This is a genomic window from Myxococcus sp. AB036A (genome assembly GCF_006547355.1).
Classification (GTDB): Bacteria; Myxococcota; Myxococcia; order Myxococcales; family Myxococcaceae; genus Myxococcus; species Myxococcus virescens.
In genome coordinates this window covers 118,964-135,369 of record NZ_VHLC01000003.1, presented here as the reverse complement: position 1 = coordinate 135,369, position 16,406 = coordinate 118,964, and the positions used below count along the sequence as shown (strand labels likewise).

12 protein-coding genes are annotated in these 16,406 nt (G+C 68.3%); 6 read left to right on the top strand and 6 right to left on the bottom strand.

The genetic code is table 11. The annotated features are described in order from the left end of the window. Positions 1-65 precede the first annotated feature (65 nt). On the top strand, positions 66-971 hold the full coding sequence (locus FL344_RS02305) for a LysR family transcriptional regulator (protein ID WP_141617337.1): 906 nt from the start codon (positions 66-68) through the stop codon (positions 969-971). Between the two features lie 56 nt (positions 972-1,027). On the opposite strand, the gene FL344_RS02300 is transcribed toward FL344_RS02305, so the two are convergent. The 3 genes from FL344_RS02300 to FL344_RS02290 all read right to left on the bottom strand — a co-directional run bounded on the left by FL344_RS02300 (position 1,028) and on the right by FL344_RS02290 (position 3,537). Further along, complete coding sequence (locus FL344_RS02300; protein ID WP_141617336.1) at positions 1,028-1,615, bottom strand: DUF1801 domain-containing protein; 588 nt, start codon at positions 1,613-1,615, stop codon at positions 1,028-1,030. Between the two features lie 102 nt (positions 1,616-1,717). Further along, the gene (locus FL344_RS02295; protein ID WP_141617335.1) at positions 1,718-2,134 is read right to left on the bottom strand and encodes a DUF1801 domain-containing protein; all 417 of its coding nucleotides are present in this window, start codon (positions 2,132-2,134) and stop codon (positions 1,718-1,720) included. 551 nt (positions 2,135-2,685) lie between these two features. Further along, entirely contained in the window at positions 2,686-3,537 is an 852-nt protein-coding gene (locus FL344_RS02290; RefSeq protein ID WP_228564706.1) for a GNAT family N-acetyltransferase, read from the bottom strand. Between the two features lie 838 nt (positions 3,538-4,375). Here FL344_RS02290 and FL344_RS02285 point away from each other — a divergent pair. The 4 genes from FL344_RS02285 to FL344_RS02270 all read left to right on the top strand — a co-directional run bounded on the left by FL344_RS02285 (position 4,376) and on the right by FL344_RS02270 (position 11,164). Next, positions 4,376-4,972 carry a PQQ-binding-like beta-propeller repeat protein gene (locus tag FL344_RS02285; RefSeq protein WP_194862961.1) on the top strand — a complete coding sequence of 199 codons (597 nt, stop codon included), beginning with the start codon at positions 4,376-4,378 and terminating at the stop codon, positions 4,970-4,972. A 1,151-nt stretch (positions 4,973-6,123) separates the two neighbouring features. Beyond that, entirely contained in the window at positions 6,124-8,733 is a 2,610-nt protein-coding gene (gene mxcH, locus FL344_RS02280; RefSeq protein WP_141617332.1) for a TonB-dependent siderophore myxochelin receptor MxcH, read from the top strand. Positions 8,734-8,791: 58 nt separating this feature from the next. After that, positions 8,792-10,060, top strand: coding sequence for a hypothetical protein (locus tag FL344_RS02275; protein WP_141617331.1), 1,269 nt, complete (start codon positions 8,792-8,794; stop codon positions 10,058-10,060). Between the two features lie 78 nt (positions 10,061-10,138). Then, a complete protein-coding gene (locus FL344_RS02270) occupies positions 10,139-11,164 on the top strand; it encodes an alpha/beta hydrolase (protein WP_228564705.1) in 1,026 nt (341 codons plus the stop codon). A gap of 122 nt (positions 11,165-11,286) precedes the next feature. Here FL344_RS02270 and FL344_RS02265 read toward each other — a convergent pair whose 3' ends face one another. After that, the gene (locus tag FL344_RS02265; RefSeq protein WP_141617329.1) at positions 11,287-11,721 is read right to left on the bottom strand and encodes a RidA family protein; all 435 of its coding nucleotides are present in this window, start codon (positions 11,719-11,721) and stop codon (positions 11,287-11,289) included. A gap of 100 nt (positions 11,722-11,821) precedes the next feature. Continuing rightward, positions 11,822-12,874, bottom strand: a complete 1,053-nt coding sequence (locus FL344_RS02260; RefSeq protein WP_141617328.1) for a hypothetical protein — start codon at positions 12,872-12,874, stop codon at positions 11,822-11,824. A 313-nt stretch (positions 12,875-13,187) separates the two neighbouring features. On the opposite strand from FL344_RS02260, the gene FL344_RS38385 reads away from it, so the two are divergent. Beyond that, positions 13,188-13,535: a hypothetical protein gene (locus FL344_RS38385; RefSeq protein WP_228564704.1), complete on the top strand. Its 348-nt coding sequence runs from the start codon at positions 13,188-13,190 to the stop codon at positions 13,533-13,535. Positions 13,536-13,667: 132 nt separating this feature from the next. On the opposite strand, the gene FL344_RS02250 is transcribed toward FL344_RS38385, so the two are convergent. Then, positions 13,668-16,127: an ADOP family duplicated permease gene (locus FL344_RS02250; protein WP_141617327.1), complete on the bottom strand. Its 2,460-nt coding sequence runs from the start codon at positions 16,125-16,127 to the stop codon at positions 13,668-13,670. Positions 16,128-16,406 lie beyond the last annotated feature (279 nt).

Here is a 16,406-nt window from a genome sequence, read left to right as displayed (position 1 = left end):
AGGAAGCCGCATCCTTCACGACCAATATATCTTTTGATGCGCATTGAGATGGATATCGTCTCGATATGGAATTCCGTCAGCTCCAGCTCTTCGTCGCCGTGGCGGAGGAGTTGCATTTCGGACGCGCCGCCGCGCGCATCGGCATGGCCCAGCCGCCGTTCAGCCAGCAGATTCGCCGGCTGGAGTCCGAGCTGGGAGTCGAGCTGCTCACGCGCACGAGCCGCCGGGTGGCGCTTACCGCCGCCGGGAGCCGCTTGCTGGAGGATGCGCGCGCGTTGCTGGCCCGGCGCGCGGATGTCATCCATTCGGTGCAGCAGGCGGCGAGTGGAGAGACGGGCACGCTGCGTGTCGGCTTCGCCGCGTCGTCTGCCTTTGGTGTGCTGCCGGACATCGTGCTGCGCTTCCGCACGCGGTTCCCGAAGGTGAAGCTGGAGGTGGACGACAGCGAGACACTGGATGTCGGCGCCGCGCTCGTCTCGGGTGAGCTGGACATCGCCATCATCCGGGCGCCCTTCCGTCACGAAGGGCTCACCGTCGAGCGACTGCTCCAGGAGCGCTTCGTGCTCGCCCTGCCAGCTCGACACCCGCGAGCCCGTCAGCGGGTCGTCGCGCTGTCCTCACTGGCGAACGAGCCGTTCGTGCTCTTTCCGCGTCACTCCGCGCCGGGCCTGCACGACCTGGTGACGAGCATGTGCCTGGGCGCGGGTTTCTCTCCGAACATCCTCCAGGAAGCCAGCTCGTGGCCGTCCGTCGTTGGCATGGTGGAAGCGGGCCTGGGGCTGACCATCGCTCCCGCGTCCTCCCAGGCGCTGTGTCCCAAAGGGGTGGTGTTCCGCCCCCTGAGCGGCGCTCCCGGACACGCGGAGCTGGTGGTGGCCTTCCCTGGAACGCGGCCCGCGCCCGCGGCGCAGCACTTCCGCGTCCTCGCGCATGAAGCCGTCTCCCGCTCTGGCAGGAGTGCTTCTGACTGAGCGGCACTCGCGCCACGAGGCCGTGGCACGAGTCGCACGTGCGCGGAGGGCACGCCCTACATCCGTTCGCCAGGCAAGCGGCTGGCCTGCTTCACCCAGGCGGCGAACTGGGCCTCGTCGAGCGGCTCGTCCTCGCGGATATCGAGGTAGCGCGTGTCCTGGCTCTTGGACGCACCGGGTGGGATGGGGCGCAGCGAGGTGCCGCGGAAGAAGGCCACCTTGATGTACTTCGTGAAGCAGTGGATTCCGAGGAACCATCCCTGGCCCTCGACGCCGTACATCGGCGAGTTCCATTTGACCGCCTTGCTCACGCCCGGGACGGTGCGCTCGATGAGCGCGTCGAGGCGGTGCCCGACGTCGCGTTTCCAGCCCGGCATGGCCTCGATGTAGGCCCGGATGGGGGCGTCGCCGTAGCCCTTCGCAATCTGCGGATTACCGCCAGAGAGGAGGACCGGCTTGGTGGCCGCAGCGGGACTGTTGCGTCTGGCCGCGGTGGCCTTGGGCGCTGCCGCCGATTTCTTCGCCGTGGCCTTCTTGGGCTTGGAGGCCGCTGACCTGGCGACTGCCTTGCGTGGTGTGGCCGCCTTCGCCGTGCTCGACTTGGCGGTGGCCTTCTTCGCGACCTTGGACGACTTGACGGCCATGGTGTTCACTCCAGATGGGCGGTCATTGGGACCACCGAGGGCGGGGCGTCTCAACGTCTTCTCGAGGAGGAGTTGAGCGGCCCGCGCCGCGGAGGTCAACCTTCACTTCGAGCGCTTCGTGGGCTTCTTTCCGCTCGACGTATTGAGCGCGACGGCCGCGCGGATGAGCGCCTTGAATGCCTTCGCGTCCAGCGCCTCACCTTCGTGAATGTCGATGGCGCGCCTGACGTTCCCGTCGAGGCTCGAGTTGAAGAGCCCGGAGGGATCTTCCAACGAAGCCCCCTTGAAGAAGGTCAGCTTCACGGCCTTCTTGTACGCCTCACCCGTGCAGATGCCCCCGTTGTGGGACCAGACCGGCGTTCCCCGCCACTTCCACTCCTCCACGACCTCCGGGACGGCCTCCTTGATGAGGGCACGCACCCGCGCGAGTGCATCGCCTCGCCAATCACCCAGTTCGGCAATCCTTTCGTTGATGAGTTCCGATGCCGACTCGCCATCTGTCTTGGTTTGACTCTTCATCTACCTGCCTTCCCGTGGAGAGGCCGTGTTGCCCACGTTTCCTGCGTCCGATAGCACCCTGGTGGGGTGTAGGAAACAAGGGGCAGCCGGTATGGGCCTCCGCATCCGTGCCTCTCGCCTTGACGGCATGGGGCGCGCAGGGGAGCGGCACTCCTGGTGCAGTCGCGGCTGACCGCCAGTTTCAGTTGGCACGTCGCGGCCCTTGGCGGTGGACGGCAGCACGAACGAGTACAGCCCGCTGAACAGGAGCTGCCCGCCGATGCCAATAAGCGGCGAGGGTGGGTCCACGAGGTTCTCGTGGAGTAGGACGGACTCCCACTGAGTGCGGCTCTCTGCCCCCGATACGTCCTCTCGCCGCCAGAGGGAGTCAGTGCTCTGGACGCCGACGAAGATGCTGACGAACAAGGCTCCGTCTCACGCGCGTTCGCGCGGTCGCTCAGGCTGGGGTTCGTGAAGGCCGGATGTTCCCGAAGGCTCGCCGGTAGTGAACGGGCGTCATTCGTTCTCATTGCTGGCCCGGCCCTCGCCGCAAGTGTGGGGGAGACGGGCGTTCATGGGGACGCCAGGGTGTGGCCGAGGTTGCGGTCCACCACGGTGAAGCCGACGGACTGATAGAGGGCGGGGGAGGCCGGGTTGTCCGCGAAGGCGTACACGATGGCCCGCCTGGCGCCCAGCATGTGCATGCGCCGGAGCCCTTCGTGTAGGAGCGCGCGCACCAGCCCGCGTCGCCTGTGCTCAGGGGCGCACGCCACCGGTTCGAATTCGCCCACCGCGTTCGCCTCGTCGAGCCAGCCCAGCGCGCAGGCCGCGAGGCTTCCGTCGGGCGCCTCGGCGACGAGGTCCAACGCAGGCTGGTAACCCGGTGCCTCCATGAGCCGCGCGTACACCTCCGTTGTCACCCGCTCGGAGCCGAAACCGCGCCGGTGTACGAGGGCTCGCGCGGCCACCTCCTCGGGGCCCCGCACCGCGCGCACCCGGTAGCCCGCGGGCAGCGAAGGCGGCGGAGACGGCACCGCGTGTAGCGGCAGTGCGAGGTGCAGGTAGCACCCGCCCGTGGTGCGCCGCCAGCCGCGCCGCTGTAGCGCCGCGAGCAGCGGACCGTTGCTCTCCAGCGCCCACACGGTGGCCGGCTGCGGGGTGCGCTCGTGGCGTGCGCGAACCCAGGGAAGCACATCCTCCGCGAAGGCGTCAGCGTGCACGAGCGGGTGGACGAGCAGGTCCACATCGCCGTTGCCGTAGGCCCACGCAAAGCCAGCGAGCTGTCCGGGCGCGTGTTCCCACAAGGTGATGTCCTCCCCCGGCCGTACCTGTGCATTGCGCAGCAGGCGCCAGGTCAGGTCTCCCACCGCGCACTCCACATGGGGACCTCGCTCCGCCCAGGCCTGTGCCACGAGGCGAGCCATGGTGTTGAGGTCGGCCACATCGCGATAGGGGCGGAGGCAGAACATCTCTACTCAATACACCAGACAGGGCGTGATTCGCACTCGTGGATGGGTTGATTCAATGGTGCGCATTGCCCTTGGCGCACCTGTGATGCAGCGACCGGACCTTGGATAGACACAGCCGGGCCCGCGCTCCGCGGCAGGGAAGGGGGCTCGTTTCCTCCCGGGGGGCCATGTTGAATGCGAGAAGGTCCGTCCATTGGAAATCCCGGTTTCCTCTCGCGACGATCGCGGGCTCTCCGCGGAAGCGTGGCTTCTGCAGGAGCCTGCTGCTCGTGTTCGCCATCGTGGGCATGCAAGTGGCGTGTTCCCGCCGCTCCGACTCCACGCCGCCGGAGGGCGCTGCTCCGGTCGCTGCCGCCGCGCCATCCTCTGGCTCGGATGCGTCCGTGAAGGCATCTGCCGGGGCGTACGTGGATGTCTGGTGCGAGGGCCTCACCCCCGAGCGATGTGGGGACTTCGCGGACAAGTGCATCCGGCAGACCTACTGCGATGGACAGCAGTTCTGCTCCAGCCGAGGCAACCGTCCCAGGGACCACATTTGTGGTTCGGAGGGCGGCGCTGGACGCGGCGGACCCGGTTCGTTTCTGTCTCGTGCGGTGGGCCAGCGACGTCCTGGGCCGTACCGACGTCCAGGAACTGCGGCACGCCGAAAGCGTGAGCCGTTATGGGTTGAGTCCCACCCCCGAGCACCGGATTGCTTTCTGTGTGTTTAGAGCCTGCGCGCCGATGACGTTCTTGGCGGGTCTGGTAGCCCACATCGCGAGCGCACATGACGCCGAATCCATTCCTCCACTTCGTGGCGGACGCATGGACGTCGAATCGCTTGCCGCGTTACAACACCGCGATGAACGACCCCTTGCTGATCACGACCGTGCAGGGCTATGTCGCCGCAATCGACCGCGTCAGCGGCCGAGTCATGTGGCGGCACGATCTTCACGATGCGCGAGTGGACTCCAAGCTGCGCGGCGCGCGAACGACCGTGACGCTCGCCGTTGAGCCGCCCTTCGTCGCGATGCTTTCGGTGACCTGGGAGGAAATGAGCACGCACACTGGTGCGGTTGCCTCGTGGTGCGTGCGCCTCGTGTGCTGTGACTATGCCAGCGGCCGTGTGCTTTGGACGGTCTCCGAAGACGTGAAGGGATGGGGGCGGAAGCCAAGCATCAGCGCCATGGACCCTTGCTTGCGAATCCAACAAGGCCAGGTGTTGATGGGCCTTTCGACGGTGACCGCGTTCGATGCGGCGAGCGGACGGCAATTGTGGAGGACCTCGGTGGCGCCCGAGCCCGAGTCCACTCAGCCTACGGACGGCGGCTTCTTCAGCTCGCTCATGGGCTCCGCCGGCGCCGTGCGCGCAGAGTATTGGAACTGCAAAATCGCCCGCCAGCGAGACTGATGAGCGCAGGTCCGCGAAACACGCGACGGCCCCTCCGTAGTGACTGCAGTCACTACGGAGGGGCGCTTGACGCGAGGTCTCCGGGGTCATCCCATCTCTGAGAAATACATGGGTTGTGGGGCCCTCCTGGGGGGCATGCGCGCTGCGGTGAGGCAGCGCACGGGCAGGGCCGCCTCGCCGCAGCAGTCTTCCTTCGCTGCCAGGAACCAGGTGATACCCATGAGCGCGTCAGGGCTTCGGCCCTCTCTCGTTCCATGATGCGTCCGACCACTGCTCCGGCTTCTCCCGTCAACTCGAGGCAACTGCTGAGCCTGGCTCCGGCGCCGCAGTCCTCCGGTTCCGGCGTCCCGAGCGCCAATGACAAGCGGCCGGCAGGGGACAGCCGTTCGGCGGCGTAGCTCGTCGACGACACCCCCGGCTGAAGAAGCTGGGACGCCAGAAGGACATCAGGCCCGAGCAGGCGTGCAAGCAGACGGGCATCGCCCCCAAGCTCGACCTGAAGGACGCGAAGCAGAACCCCGACGCCGTCTTCCGGCTGGCCAAGGTGCTGGAGTTCATCGACAGCGCCAAGGCGCCAATGGTGGGGACCGGTCGAACAAAGTCCTGAACGGCCAGGAAGACGGCAACATTGAGGGCATCACCAAGGGTGGAGATGCGCGGCACGGCACGGAGGTCGTTCGCCGAGAAGGGGAATCCTTCCTGGGCGCTCACCAACTGCCGACCACGAAGGACACCCACGTCAAGGCGGACGGGAGCAACAAGGACAACGTCCAGTGGTTCGCGGGCGAGGCGGGCAAGCACCTGTGGTTCCTTCCAGGCGTCAGCAACGTCCTGACAAGGATTGGCAACTCGGAGGGCGGCTTCAAGGGCGTCCTCGAGGGCGCCGCGACTGGTTACTTCAATACCGTGAAGGGCGCCGCGGAGGGCGTCATCGGGGGCCCTCACGACGGGCCGGGCCAATCCGGCCTCCCTCCTCTTTGACGGCGCCATGGGCGCGCTGGGCAGCACCGAGGCCGCTCTGCAGCCGATGAATGACATCGCCAACCAATTGACCCCCACCGCTGGCACTGATAGTACGTCGTGGTGTTGAGAATGAGTATCAATATCGACATCATCCTCGCGCCTTCGAGCCCTGTCTGTACACCGTGAACATGCCCACACTTCGTCGCTGGCGGGGTGCCCCCGCGCCATCCTCTCTGGTCCCCACGCTCGCACTCCTCTCCGTGCTGTCGATGGGCGTCGCGCGAGCCCAGGATGCGAGCGAGACCCCGGCGCCGGCGACATCCGCTTCCCCCTCTGGCGCGACGCCGCACCCGCAGGCGCCGGAGGGTGAGGGCGAGCCTGCGCCATCCGGCGGGGTCGTCCCTCCGGTGCTGCTGGCCCAGCCAGAGGCTGTCTATCCGCCCGAGGCACTCGCCGCAGGGCTTGAAGGCGCGGTGAAGCTCCTCCTGACGCTTGATGCGGAGGGCCGGGTCACGCGCGCGGAGGTGGTCGAGGGACTTGGGCACGGACTCGATGAGGCGGCCGTGAGCGCGCTCCGGAACGCGCGCTTCTCCCCGGCGATGCAGGACGGCAACCCCGTCCCCTGCCAGTTCGAGTTCATCCACCACTTCGTCCTCGCCCGTCCTCCCGAGGCCGCGCCGCCAGGCGCCGAGGATGTCGCCCAAGTCGCGTCCGACACGCCCGCGGAAGAGGCGACCGCGCAGCCTTCCGAGGAGCCAGAGACTCCCGCTCCCCCTGGCTTCACCTCGGTCGTCCGCGCCAGGTCGACCGAAGCCCGCGCCCTGGTGCGCGGCTCGGAGGCGGTGGATGTCGTCGAATTGGAGAAGGCCCATGAGCGCGCCGAGGACCTCGCGGAGGTGCTGACGCGGGCCTCTGCCGTGCAGGTCCAGCGGACGGGCGGAATGGGGAGCCGGACCCAGCTCTCGCTCGGGGGCCTCTCCGGCGACCAGGTGCGAGTCCTCCTCGACGGCGTCCCCATCGAGTACTCGCCCTATGTCTATGGACTGGGAAGTGTTCCGGTCTCGCTCATCCGGCAACTCGAGGTCTTCAACGGCGTCGTCCCGGTGCGCCTCGCGACGGACGCGCTGGGCGGTGCCATCCACCTGCGCTCCGACCTCGCGAAGCCCGAAACCGGCGCGTCCCTGTCGCTCCAGGGCGGCTCCTTCGGCAGCTACCGAGGGACTGGCAGGCTGACGTGGCGGGCCCACGAGCACGTCTTCGTGCGGGCCGCGGGGTTCCACGACCGCTCGCAGAACGACTACGTCGTCACCGTGCCCGTGGATGACCCGGCGACGGGGCGTGTCTCGCCGCGCGCCCTGCGCCGCAACCACGACGCCTATCGGGGCACCGGAGGCGATATCGAGGTGGGGTTCGAGTCACTGCCGGGCATCGACCGGCTCGTGCTCAATGGCTACCTCGGCCGCTACGACAAGGAGGTCCCACACGACCAGTTCATGATTCAGCCCTATGGCGCGGTCACCTCCGCGCAGGAGAGTTGGGGCCTCGGGCTTCGCTACGAGGTGTCGCCCCATGAGCGGCTGAAGGTGCTCGCCATCGCCGGGTACAACCAGCGTGTGGGCGAGCTTCTCGACGCCTCCGACTGTCTTTACGACTGGTACGGCGCCTGCCGTGCGACGCGGGCGAGGGCCGGGGAGACTGGCTCGACGCCGCTGGAGAACACTCAGACGCGCCAGACGTCGTTCGGGCGCGTGCGGCTCCTCGGGACGCTGCTCGACCCGGAGGACCTCGAGGTTTCGCTCGGCGTCGACGACAGCGACCGAAGCGGCGAGAACGCCTACCTCACCCGTCTGCAGCAGGAGGACCCCCTCCGGGTGCCGCTCGCGCTCACGTCCGCCTTCGGAGGGCTCTCCCATCGTCAGCTGCTCTGGGACGGCAGGTTGGAGAACACCGTGTTCGTGAAGGGCTACTTGCACCGCTTCGCCTCGGGGACGAGGCAGGAGGCCGCGGAGCGCCGGTGGGCCGGAGGTTTTGGTGACACCTTGCGCTTCAGTCTGACGCGGGGGCTGCTCCTCAAGGCGTCCTATGAACGGACCACGCGGATGCCGCGGGTGGACGAGCTCTTCGGTGATGGGGGCCTGCTCGTGGAGAACTCGGCGCTCGTCCCCGAGTCGAGTCACAACGCCAACCTGGGCGTGGAGCTCCTCCCCATCGTCACGTCCGTTGGCCGCTTCGGTGCCAACGCGGTCGCGGGCGTCCGAGACGTCGAGAACCTCATCCAGCTCTTCCCCGGCGACGCCACGCAGGCCTACGAGAACGTGGACCACGCCCGCTCCTTCTCGGCGCACGCGGGCGTGGACTGGGACTCACCCGGCGACTGGGTGGGGCTCACCGGCACCGTCACCTGGCTCGACTTCCGCAACCTCGCGCGGGAAGGCCAGTTCGCCCGCTTTCACGGGGACCGCATGCCCAACATTCCCTGGCTCCAGGCCTCGGCGACCGCGCGGTTCCAGAAGCGTCAGCTCTTGAGTGCCCAGGACGCTCTTGGCTTGGAGTGGACGACCCGTTTCGTCGAGTCGTTCTATCGCTCCTGGGAGAGCGCAGGGCGGGGCGGCGACAAGGCGCGGGTGCCCACCCAGGCGCTGCACTTCGCCGCGCTCACCTACCGCTCCCGGTTCGAGGGGCGCGCCTTCTCCTTCTCCTTCAACCTCCAGAATCTTACCGACGCTCCCGCCTTCGACATCGTCGGTGTCCAGAAGCCGGGCCGCGCGTTCTCCGCGCGCGCCACGGTTGATCTCTGAGCGCCCGCTGAGGCGCTTCGAGTCTCCTCGCAGGAACCCTTCGCTAAAAGGAAGCCCGATGAAGCTGAAAGCCTCACTCCTCGCCCTCGCCGTGTCCGCCACCGCCTGCTCGGATTCGGACGGTCCCCAGGTGGTCCCCGACGCTGGAACCGCCGAGCCCCTCTTCGCCGCCATCACCCAGGTCGCCATCGCTGGTGGAAACACCCAGAGCTACCTGGTGACGTTGGACGACATCGAGAAGGAGCAGACCGTCGGGATTGGCGACGCAATCGAGCTTCCCGCGGACGCGTACATCGCCGCCGGCCTTCCGGGCACCGGCAAGTTCATCGTCAGCAGCTCGAGGCTGCCGACGGTGACCCCCTACACCCTCAACGCGGATGGCTCGCTCAAGGCCGGCGATCCGCTTTCGTTCACCAGCCAGGGGGTTGCCGCGACCGGTGGCTATCAGTCCCAGCACTATTTCGTCAGCGAGACGAAGGCCTATTACTTCGACCACGTGAACTACAAGCTGGTCATCTGGAATCCCCAGGACCTCGCCATCATCACGTCGAAGGACCTGACGCCCCAGCTCAAGGACGGCGACTTCACGTTCCGCTATTCGCAGAGCCTGGCCATCACCGCGGGCAACGACGTCATCATCGCAGGTGGCTGGCACGCCGCGGACGTGAAGACGGTTCCGGCGAAGACGGCGCTGGTCATCGTGGACACGCAGACCGACGAGGTGACCGTCAAGGTCGACAATCGCTGCGGCTGGGCGCGCGACGGCGTCAAGCACACGGATGGGAAGATTTATTACGCCACCGAGTCCCTGGGCAGCGGAGCGCACTTCGTGTCTCCCGGGACCACCGGCGCGCCCTGCATGGTCCGCTTCGATCCCGCGACTGGTGAGTTCGATGCGTGGTCCACCACGCTCGATTCCTTCATCAACCCGGGGACGGAGGGTGACATCGCCGCCATGCTCCTGCCTGGAGCTCCCGGCAAGGGCTACCTGCGGGTGATGAACAAGGCCGCCGCGCAGTCCGCCTGGGACACAGCGGTGGCCGCCGAGCGGACGTTCAACGGGCAGAGCGCCGCCGTGGGCGCCTGGTGGAGCCTGTGGGAGGTCACCCTCGGCGACGCGCCGACCGCGACGCCCGTCGTCCGGGACGACCTCGTGCCCACCAACGGCCGCACCATCCCGCAGAATCCTGGTGAACTCCTGGTGCTGCCGGAGTTCATCAATGACAACGCCCAGACGCGCTTCCGCCTCATGAGCCCCGAGACGGGCCTCGGGGACGCGAAGACGGTCGTCGAGGGCCAGGTGCGCGGCCTCCTCCGGATTCGCTAGCCACCCGCCTGCCGTTCGGAGCCCTCGCCGTGCATGGGCGGGGGCTTCAATTCATCCGTCATCACCGGGTCTCCCAACATGAGTCTCTTCGTCCCCCTTGCGCTGGCGCGCTCCCTTGGGTTGCGCTTGCTGAACCCGCTGCTCGCCGCACGCTTCCACGTGCTCCTCGCGGCGGGCCTCCTGACTGCCAGTTGCGCCTCGGGGCCGGTGTCCCGCGCCGCGCCGGTGGCTCGGGTGGACGGGGCTCCGGTGACACTCCAGGACACCTTCCAGTTCGAGCTCGACTCGACCCACACCGGACGGACCCATCGGTTGTACGTGGCGGTCCCCGAGGGCCCAGCGCCCGCTGCCGGCCATCCGGTCATCTACCTCCTGGATGGCGGTGCACACTTTCCCACCCTGGAGCGTCTCACACGCGCCCTCCCGAGGCTCGCGCGGGGATTCGGCGTCGCGGCGGCAACGCCGGTCATCGTTGGGCTGACCTACCCGGGTGGCCAGGCTCACAGCGACCAGGCACGTGGTGAGGACTACACGCCGTCCGCCCCGAATCTCTCGAACACGGGGGACCGGTTCTCGAAGAAGCAGGGTGGGGCGGATCGCTTCCTGGACTTCCTGAAGAAGGAGCTCGAGCCCGCGCTTGCTTCGAGATTGCCGATCGACGGCTCGCGCACCGCGCTGATGGGCCACTCCTATGGTGGCCTCCTGGTGCTGCATGCGTTCTTCACGAGGCCCACGTCCTTTGACACCTTCATCGCGGGGAGCCCGTCCATCTGGTGGAACGACCGCTACGTGCTCACCGAGAAGAAGGCCTTCCTGGAGCGGTTCGCGCGGACCCCGGTGAAGGCGCGCGTGCTGCTCACGGTAGGAGGGCTGGAGCAGAAGCCGCGCAAGAGTGAGGGGACGCGGGGCATGTTCGCCGCCGAGCGGCGGATGGTCGACAATGCCCGTGAGCTCGCCGTGGAGCTCGAGGCGATGGGCGGCGGCGATTTCGCGGTCCAGTACCTGGAGTTTCCCGGCGATGATCACTACAGCGCATGGCTCCCCATGCTGAGCCGTGGGCTGCTCTTCTTCTCCGCCCCCTCGCTGCTTCCGGGCGCCGACTGAGCCCGCGCGGGGGCACCATTCGCCGTGCCCACGCGCAGTTGCGTCTCGCCGCATGACCGACGGCAGAAGCCCTCACTCAACGCGATGCGGAGGGCGGGTTCATCCCATGCGGCTACGCGCTGTCAGGCACGTAGGACAGCGACCGCTTCGACTTCGAAGAGCATCCCGTCCAGCGCCAGCCGAGGGACAGGAATCAGCGTACAGGTCGGCTTCATGGCGCCGTTCCAGGCCGCGTCCAGCTCGGGGCCGATGATCCGGAGCTTCTCCTCCGTGTGGTCCACCACCAGCATCGTGAGCTTGGCGACATCGCCGACGCCGGCTCCCACGGACTCCAGGGCCGTGCGGATGTTCTGGAACGCCTGTCGCACCTGGAGACGGAAGTCGGGCTGGAGGGCTCCGGTCTCACTCTCCCCACCTTGCCCCGCCAGGTAGATGAGCCGGGTGCCCGGCGCCACCTGCGCCACGTGCGAGAAGCCGTAGGGCGCCGGGTCGAACAATCCCTTGGGATTCGTCAGGACCAGCGGCGACGTCTTCGAGGGGGCTGCGGTCTGTCCCATGATTCACCTGTATGGATTCTGGAGGCTACGTATCCAGGTTCGAACTCGAATATGCGAGCGAGCAACCGTCGTTCTTGGAGCAGGGCGTATGTGTGGCCAGCTATTTCGCGCGGCGCGAGTTCCGGCGGCTCAAGAGCGAGAGCGTCGAGAGAAGGCCCAGCACCGTCAGTCCGCCCCCGGCCTGGGTACAGCCCTTCTTGGTGTCGACCGGCTCGGGGAGCGGGTCCTCGTTTACGATACCTCCGTCCATCTCGGTTCCCCCATCCGAGCATCCGAGCATCTGGCTCATTCCCACGTTCGCGACCCGTGCCGCGCAGCTCAACTCGAAGTCCACGCTCACGGGGGGAAGCGTGATGTTCGCGTGCTCCAGCGTCGCCTTGAGCGTGGCCCGGTGTCGTCCGGGCGGGAGGCTTTCGATGGGCGGCCGGTTGTAGGAATCAGCGCAACCCACGTAGTCGCAGAATGTATAGAGGAAGAGCAGCTGCCGGTTGTATTCGTAGCGACGCGGCTCGAGGTTCTCCTCACCGGTGGAGGTCAGCCCGCTGTGCTTCGCATACGACCAGGGCTCTCCGTCCACCTCCACCGTCCAATGCACCCACGGAAGGAACGGCACCAGCTCCGGTGACGGAGTAAAGCGCAGCGTGGTGAAGTTCCCTTCCACCTGCCTGTTGCCGCAGCTCGAATCTCCGTACACGTTGAAGATACCCTGGCTCGGCGTGTCGACCGTCAGGGTGCCGGTGGTCGTGGGGAGAGGGAGGGCGGGGCCGGCGGTGAAGGTCACGGACTCGGTCTGGGTTTGCTGGAACTGACAGACACCCTTTGCCTCGATGCGGTACGTGGTGCCTGGCTCCAGCGGTGCGTCCGGGACCAGCACCTGCGTCTGATGCGCGCCCGGCGTGACGGTCGCGGGCACCTGCGTTCCATCCGGCAACAGCAGCCGGACGGTGGATGAATCCACGCTCTCCAGCAGCGGCGGCACCGTCACCAGTCCGGGGATGTTCGCGGGCACCGCACCGCCGTCCTCGGGGAGGGGAAAGCGCACCCCCACCATGCAGTTGGGGGCGGCACAAGCGTGCGCCGACGTGGGAATGAGCGCTCCCATTCCCAGGAGGAACATCCCCACCGTGCTCCATTTCCACGTGTGTTCGTGCATGCCTCATTAGACACCGAAATCTGGGGATTGGGATATCGCCCAGATGTAGCTCCGGATGTGCGGGGCCAGCGAGAAGCATGTGTTAGCAAATGCGTCATTCCATGCAGCGTCTTGCAGATGGGGCCCGAAGAAGGGTGGGGCCTCAATGTCGAACATGCACGCGATGGATGTCGCCGGGCTCAATCAGCCCGCTCGAATGTAGGCCCAAGGCATTCCGAATCGCCGCTGCCTGGCGCGCGGTCGGCGGTACGGGCTTCCCTCGGGGTACGCTCCAAGGGCCCATGGGGGCCGGGCATCTCGAGGAGCGCGTCGCATGAACCCAGGGGTCTCCATCGTCGCCGATGACACCCGGAGCTGGGGATTGGAGACCCCTGGCCCTGGGCTGCTGCTGCGCGTGCCCTCCACGGGCCGCTGGGCGCGGCGGCCCTCGGTGCATCTGGAAGCCGCTCCGGACTACCGGATCCGGTTGCGCGGCGGGGGCCAGACGCTGCTGTGGACCCGCATCGACTCCTACTGGGACCGCGCGGTCTTCGTTCGGGGAACGGCCACCGCTCCCCAAGTCCTGCCGCCACTGTCCGCGCCCGAGGTCCGGGCAGCGGACGGGAGACCTGGCACTAGGAGGTCTCCGCCCGCCGCCGCAGGGGCCAGCCCCCGCTCCTAGAGGACTCTGACTGGCGCTGGCTCGCTTAGCTCCCCACACGGGGCCCCGCGCGAGACCGCGATGGGAGACATGAGAACCCTCCGTGATGCGCGAATGGGCGCAGCAGCAGGACTTCGGGCAGGCACAGGTGCTTCAGGCCTCCGAGCGAAGCACGGTCATCGGGTCCACGCGCGAAGCACGTCGGGCTGGCAGCCAGCTCGCGAGCAGCGCCACGCAGAGCAGGAGGAGCGCCACCACGAAGAAGACGAGCGGGTCCGTGGTGCTCACTCCGTACACGAGCCCCGCGAGCACCTGGCTGAGCCCCAGGGCCCCCAGCACGCCGAGCCCGATTCCCAGCCCCGCGAGCCGCGCCGCCTGCCGGAGCACCAGCCCCAGCACGTCTTCCGTCGTCGCGCCCAGCGCGAAGCGGATACCGAATTCCCGCGTGCGCTGCGCCACCGCGTAGGACACGACGGCCGCGAGGCCCGCCACCGAGAGCAGCAGCGCCATCGCACCGAAGGCGCCCAGCAGGAGGAGGCTGAAGCGTCTGGGGGCGAGTGAGCCCGCGAGCAATCCCTCTACCGTGGACAGGCGCGAGGGCAGCTCGGGGGCAAGCTCTCGCAGCACCGGCAGCGCCGCGGTGACCAGGGCCGCGGAGCCCATCGGACCGTGCACGGCGAGGTGGAAGCGGGAGGAGGCCCGCATGCGCTGCCGGGAGCCGCCATAGAACATGGGCCTGGGCGCGTCATCCAGCCCTTGCTCCCGCACGTCCCCCACCACGCCGACAATGGTGAAGGGACGCAGGTCTCCGTCCATGTTGCCGAACTGAATGAGCTTGCCCAGCGGGTCTTCGTGGGGCCAGCGGGCCTTCGCGAGCGACTCGCTGATGACGGCCACGTGCGGCGCGTCGACGGTGTCGCGCGCATCGAACAGTCGCCCGCGCATGAGCGGGATGCCGAGCGCGGCGAAGTAGCCCTCGCTCGCCACGCGGTACTCGGCGGAGCCGGTGCGCTCGGGCTCGCGCGCCAGCCGCCCGAAGTCCTCGAAGTCCCCCACCTCGTCGGGGCGGTTGAGCACGATGAAGGTGCCATCCCCCGCCGGGCTTCCCTCGAGCGGGAAGTTGCTCACGGCGCCCACCGCGCGCACGCCGGGCAACGCCGCCAGTCGCGAGAGGAGGTGCTCCTGCAACTGCACGTTGTGCCGCCCCTGCGCCTCGTCCTTTGCCGGAGGGAGCACGAGGCTGAGCACCGCGACATCCTCGGTGCGATACCCCGGGTCCAGCGAGAGCAGCCCCATCAGGCTCCGCCCGAGCAGCGCCGCGCCCACCAGGAGGACCAATGCGAGCGCGAGCTGCCCCACGACGAGGGCTCGGCGCGTGCGCTCGGCGCTCCCGCCTCCGCTGTGCGTGCGCCCGGCGCCCGCCAGCGCGGCTCCCGGGGGCTGCAGCGCCGCGCGCAGCGCCGTCAGCAACCCCAGCCCCAGTGCGAGCAGCAGCGAGAGCCCGAGGGAGAAGAGGAGCACCGTGGCGTTCACCCCCACCTCGTCGACCCGTGGCAGGTGGCCCGGCTCGGCCGCGAGCAGCGCGCGCACGCCCCAGGCGGCAAGCACCGCCCCCAGTGCGCCTCCCGCCAGTGACAGCAGGAGCGACTCCATGAGGAACCGCCGTGTCAATGCGCCGGGCCCCGCGCCCAGGGCCACGTGAATGGCAAGCTCCCGGGCACGGGTGGCCGCGCGGGCGAGCAGCAGGTTCGTGACGTTGGCGCCCGCCACCAGCAGCAGGAAGGCCGCGGCGCCCGCAAGCAGGTAGAGCGTGGACCGCACGCGGCCCACCAGGCTCTCCTGCAAGGGCTCCACGGCGATGTCATGCATCCGCGTCTCCTGGCCGTACTGGGCTTGGAGCTCGCGGGCGATGTGTGTGAGCTCCACTCGCGCGGCCTGGAGGTCGACGCCGTCCGCCAGCCTTCCCACCACCCGCCAGTTGTGTGCGGTGCGGCTGGGCAGGGGAGGCACCAGCTCTCGCGGAATCCACAGCTGCGTGCCCACCGGGTAGTCGAAGGACTCGGGCATCACGCCCACCACGGTGTAAGCGCGCCCCTCGAAGGTGAGGGTGTCCGGCAGGGGAAGCGGCCGTGCGCCCAGATACCGCTTCCAGAAGGCGTGGCTCACCATCACCACGGGAGCACCTCCCGCCTGTTGCTCCTCCTCCGCGAAGAGGCGCCCCTGGACTGGCCGCACCGCGAAGGCGGGGAAGAAGTCGCGCGAGGCGAGCGCCAGCGTGGCGAAGGCCGGCTCGTCGGCGCCCGTGACGGCGACGCTCGCCGCTCCCGACACTTGCGCCAGTGCCGAGACGGTGCGGGCGCGCGTCCGCACATCCTCGAAGTTGGGGTCCGAGAACCGCATGGGATGGCCGTCCGCCGCGCGCTGGGAGAGCTCCACGAGGCGCTCGGGGCGCGGATAGGGCAGGGGACGCAGCAGAACGCCGTCCACCACGCTGAAGAGCGCGGTGCTCGCTCCGATGCCCACCGCCAGCATCAGGACACACCCCAGCGTGAAGCCGGGGCTGCGGCCCAGCGAGCGCAGGCTTTGACGCAGTCCACCCAGAACGGAATCCATCGCGACGTCTCCTGAAGCCGGTCGGAGGCTTCCGGAGCGGCTACGTTCGGGCCGGCGGACGATTGCGTGTCCCCTGCTCAGCCAACAAGCCCTTGGTCGTGACGAACAGGGGCGTCCAACCCAAGTCGGCGTCTCCGGCCTGAACGGGCCTGCGAAGGCGAGCGCGGGCGAGCTCGGCCCCATCGCCCAGGCGAACGCCGCGCGCCCGTCGAGCACGGGACGCGCGGCGTGCCGCACGGGTGGACGTTCCGGCCCGGGCGAGCGTCATTCTCCCGCCCT

Excerpts from the sequence above, each read along its gene's own strand:
- FL344_RS02275 (WP_141617331.1), top strand. The coding sequence starts at position 8,792 with ATGAAGCTGAAAGCCTCACTCCTCGCCCTCGCCGTGTCCGCCACCGCC.
- mxcH (WP_141617332.1), top strand. The coding sequence starts at position 6,124 with ATGCCCACACTTCGTCGCTGGCGGGGTGCCCCCGCGCCATCCTCTCTG.
- FL344_RS02290 (WP_228564706.1), bottom strand. The coding sequence starts at position 3,537 with ATGGCTCGCCTCGTGGCACAGGCCTGGGCGGAGCGAGGTCCCCATGTG.
- FL344_RS02250 (WP_141617327.1), bottom strand. The coding sequence starts at position 16,127 with ATGGATTCCGTTCTGGGTGGACTGCGTCAAAGCCTGCGCTCGCTGGGC.
- FL344_RS02300 (WP_141617336.1), bottom strand. The coding sequence starts at position 1,615 with ATGGCCGTCAAGTCGTCCAAGGTCGCGAAGAAGGCCACCGCCAAGTCG.
- FL344_RS02270 (WP_228564705.1), top strand. The coding sequence starts at position 10,139 with ATGAGTCTCTTCGTCCCCCTTGCGCTGGCGCGCTCCCTTGGGTTGCGC.
- FL344_RS02295 (WP_141617335.1), bottom strand. The coding sequence starts at position 2,134 with ATGAAGAGTCAAACCAAGACAGATGGCGAGTCGGCATCGGAACTCATC.
- FL344_RS02305 (WP_141617337.1), top strand. The coding sequence starts at position 66 with ATGGAATTCCGTCAGCTCCAGCTCTTCGTCGCCGTGGCGGAGGAGTTG.
- FL344_RS02265 (WP_141617329.1), bottom strand. The coding sequence starts at position 11,721 with ATGGGACAGACCGCAGCCCCCTCGAAGACGTCGCCGCTGGTCCTGACG.
- FL344_RS38385 (WP_228564704.1), top strand. The coding sequence starts at position 13,188 with ATGAACCCAGGGGTCTCCATCGTCGCCGATGACACCCGGAGCTGGGGA.
- FL344_RS02260 (WP_141617328.1), bottom strand. The coding sequence starts at position 12,874 with ATGCACGAACACACGTGGAAATGGAGCACGGTGGGGATGTTCCTCCTG.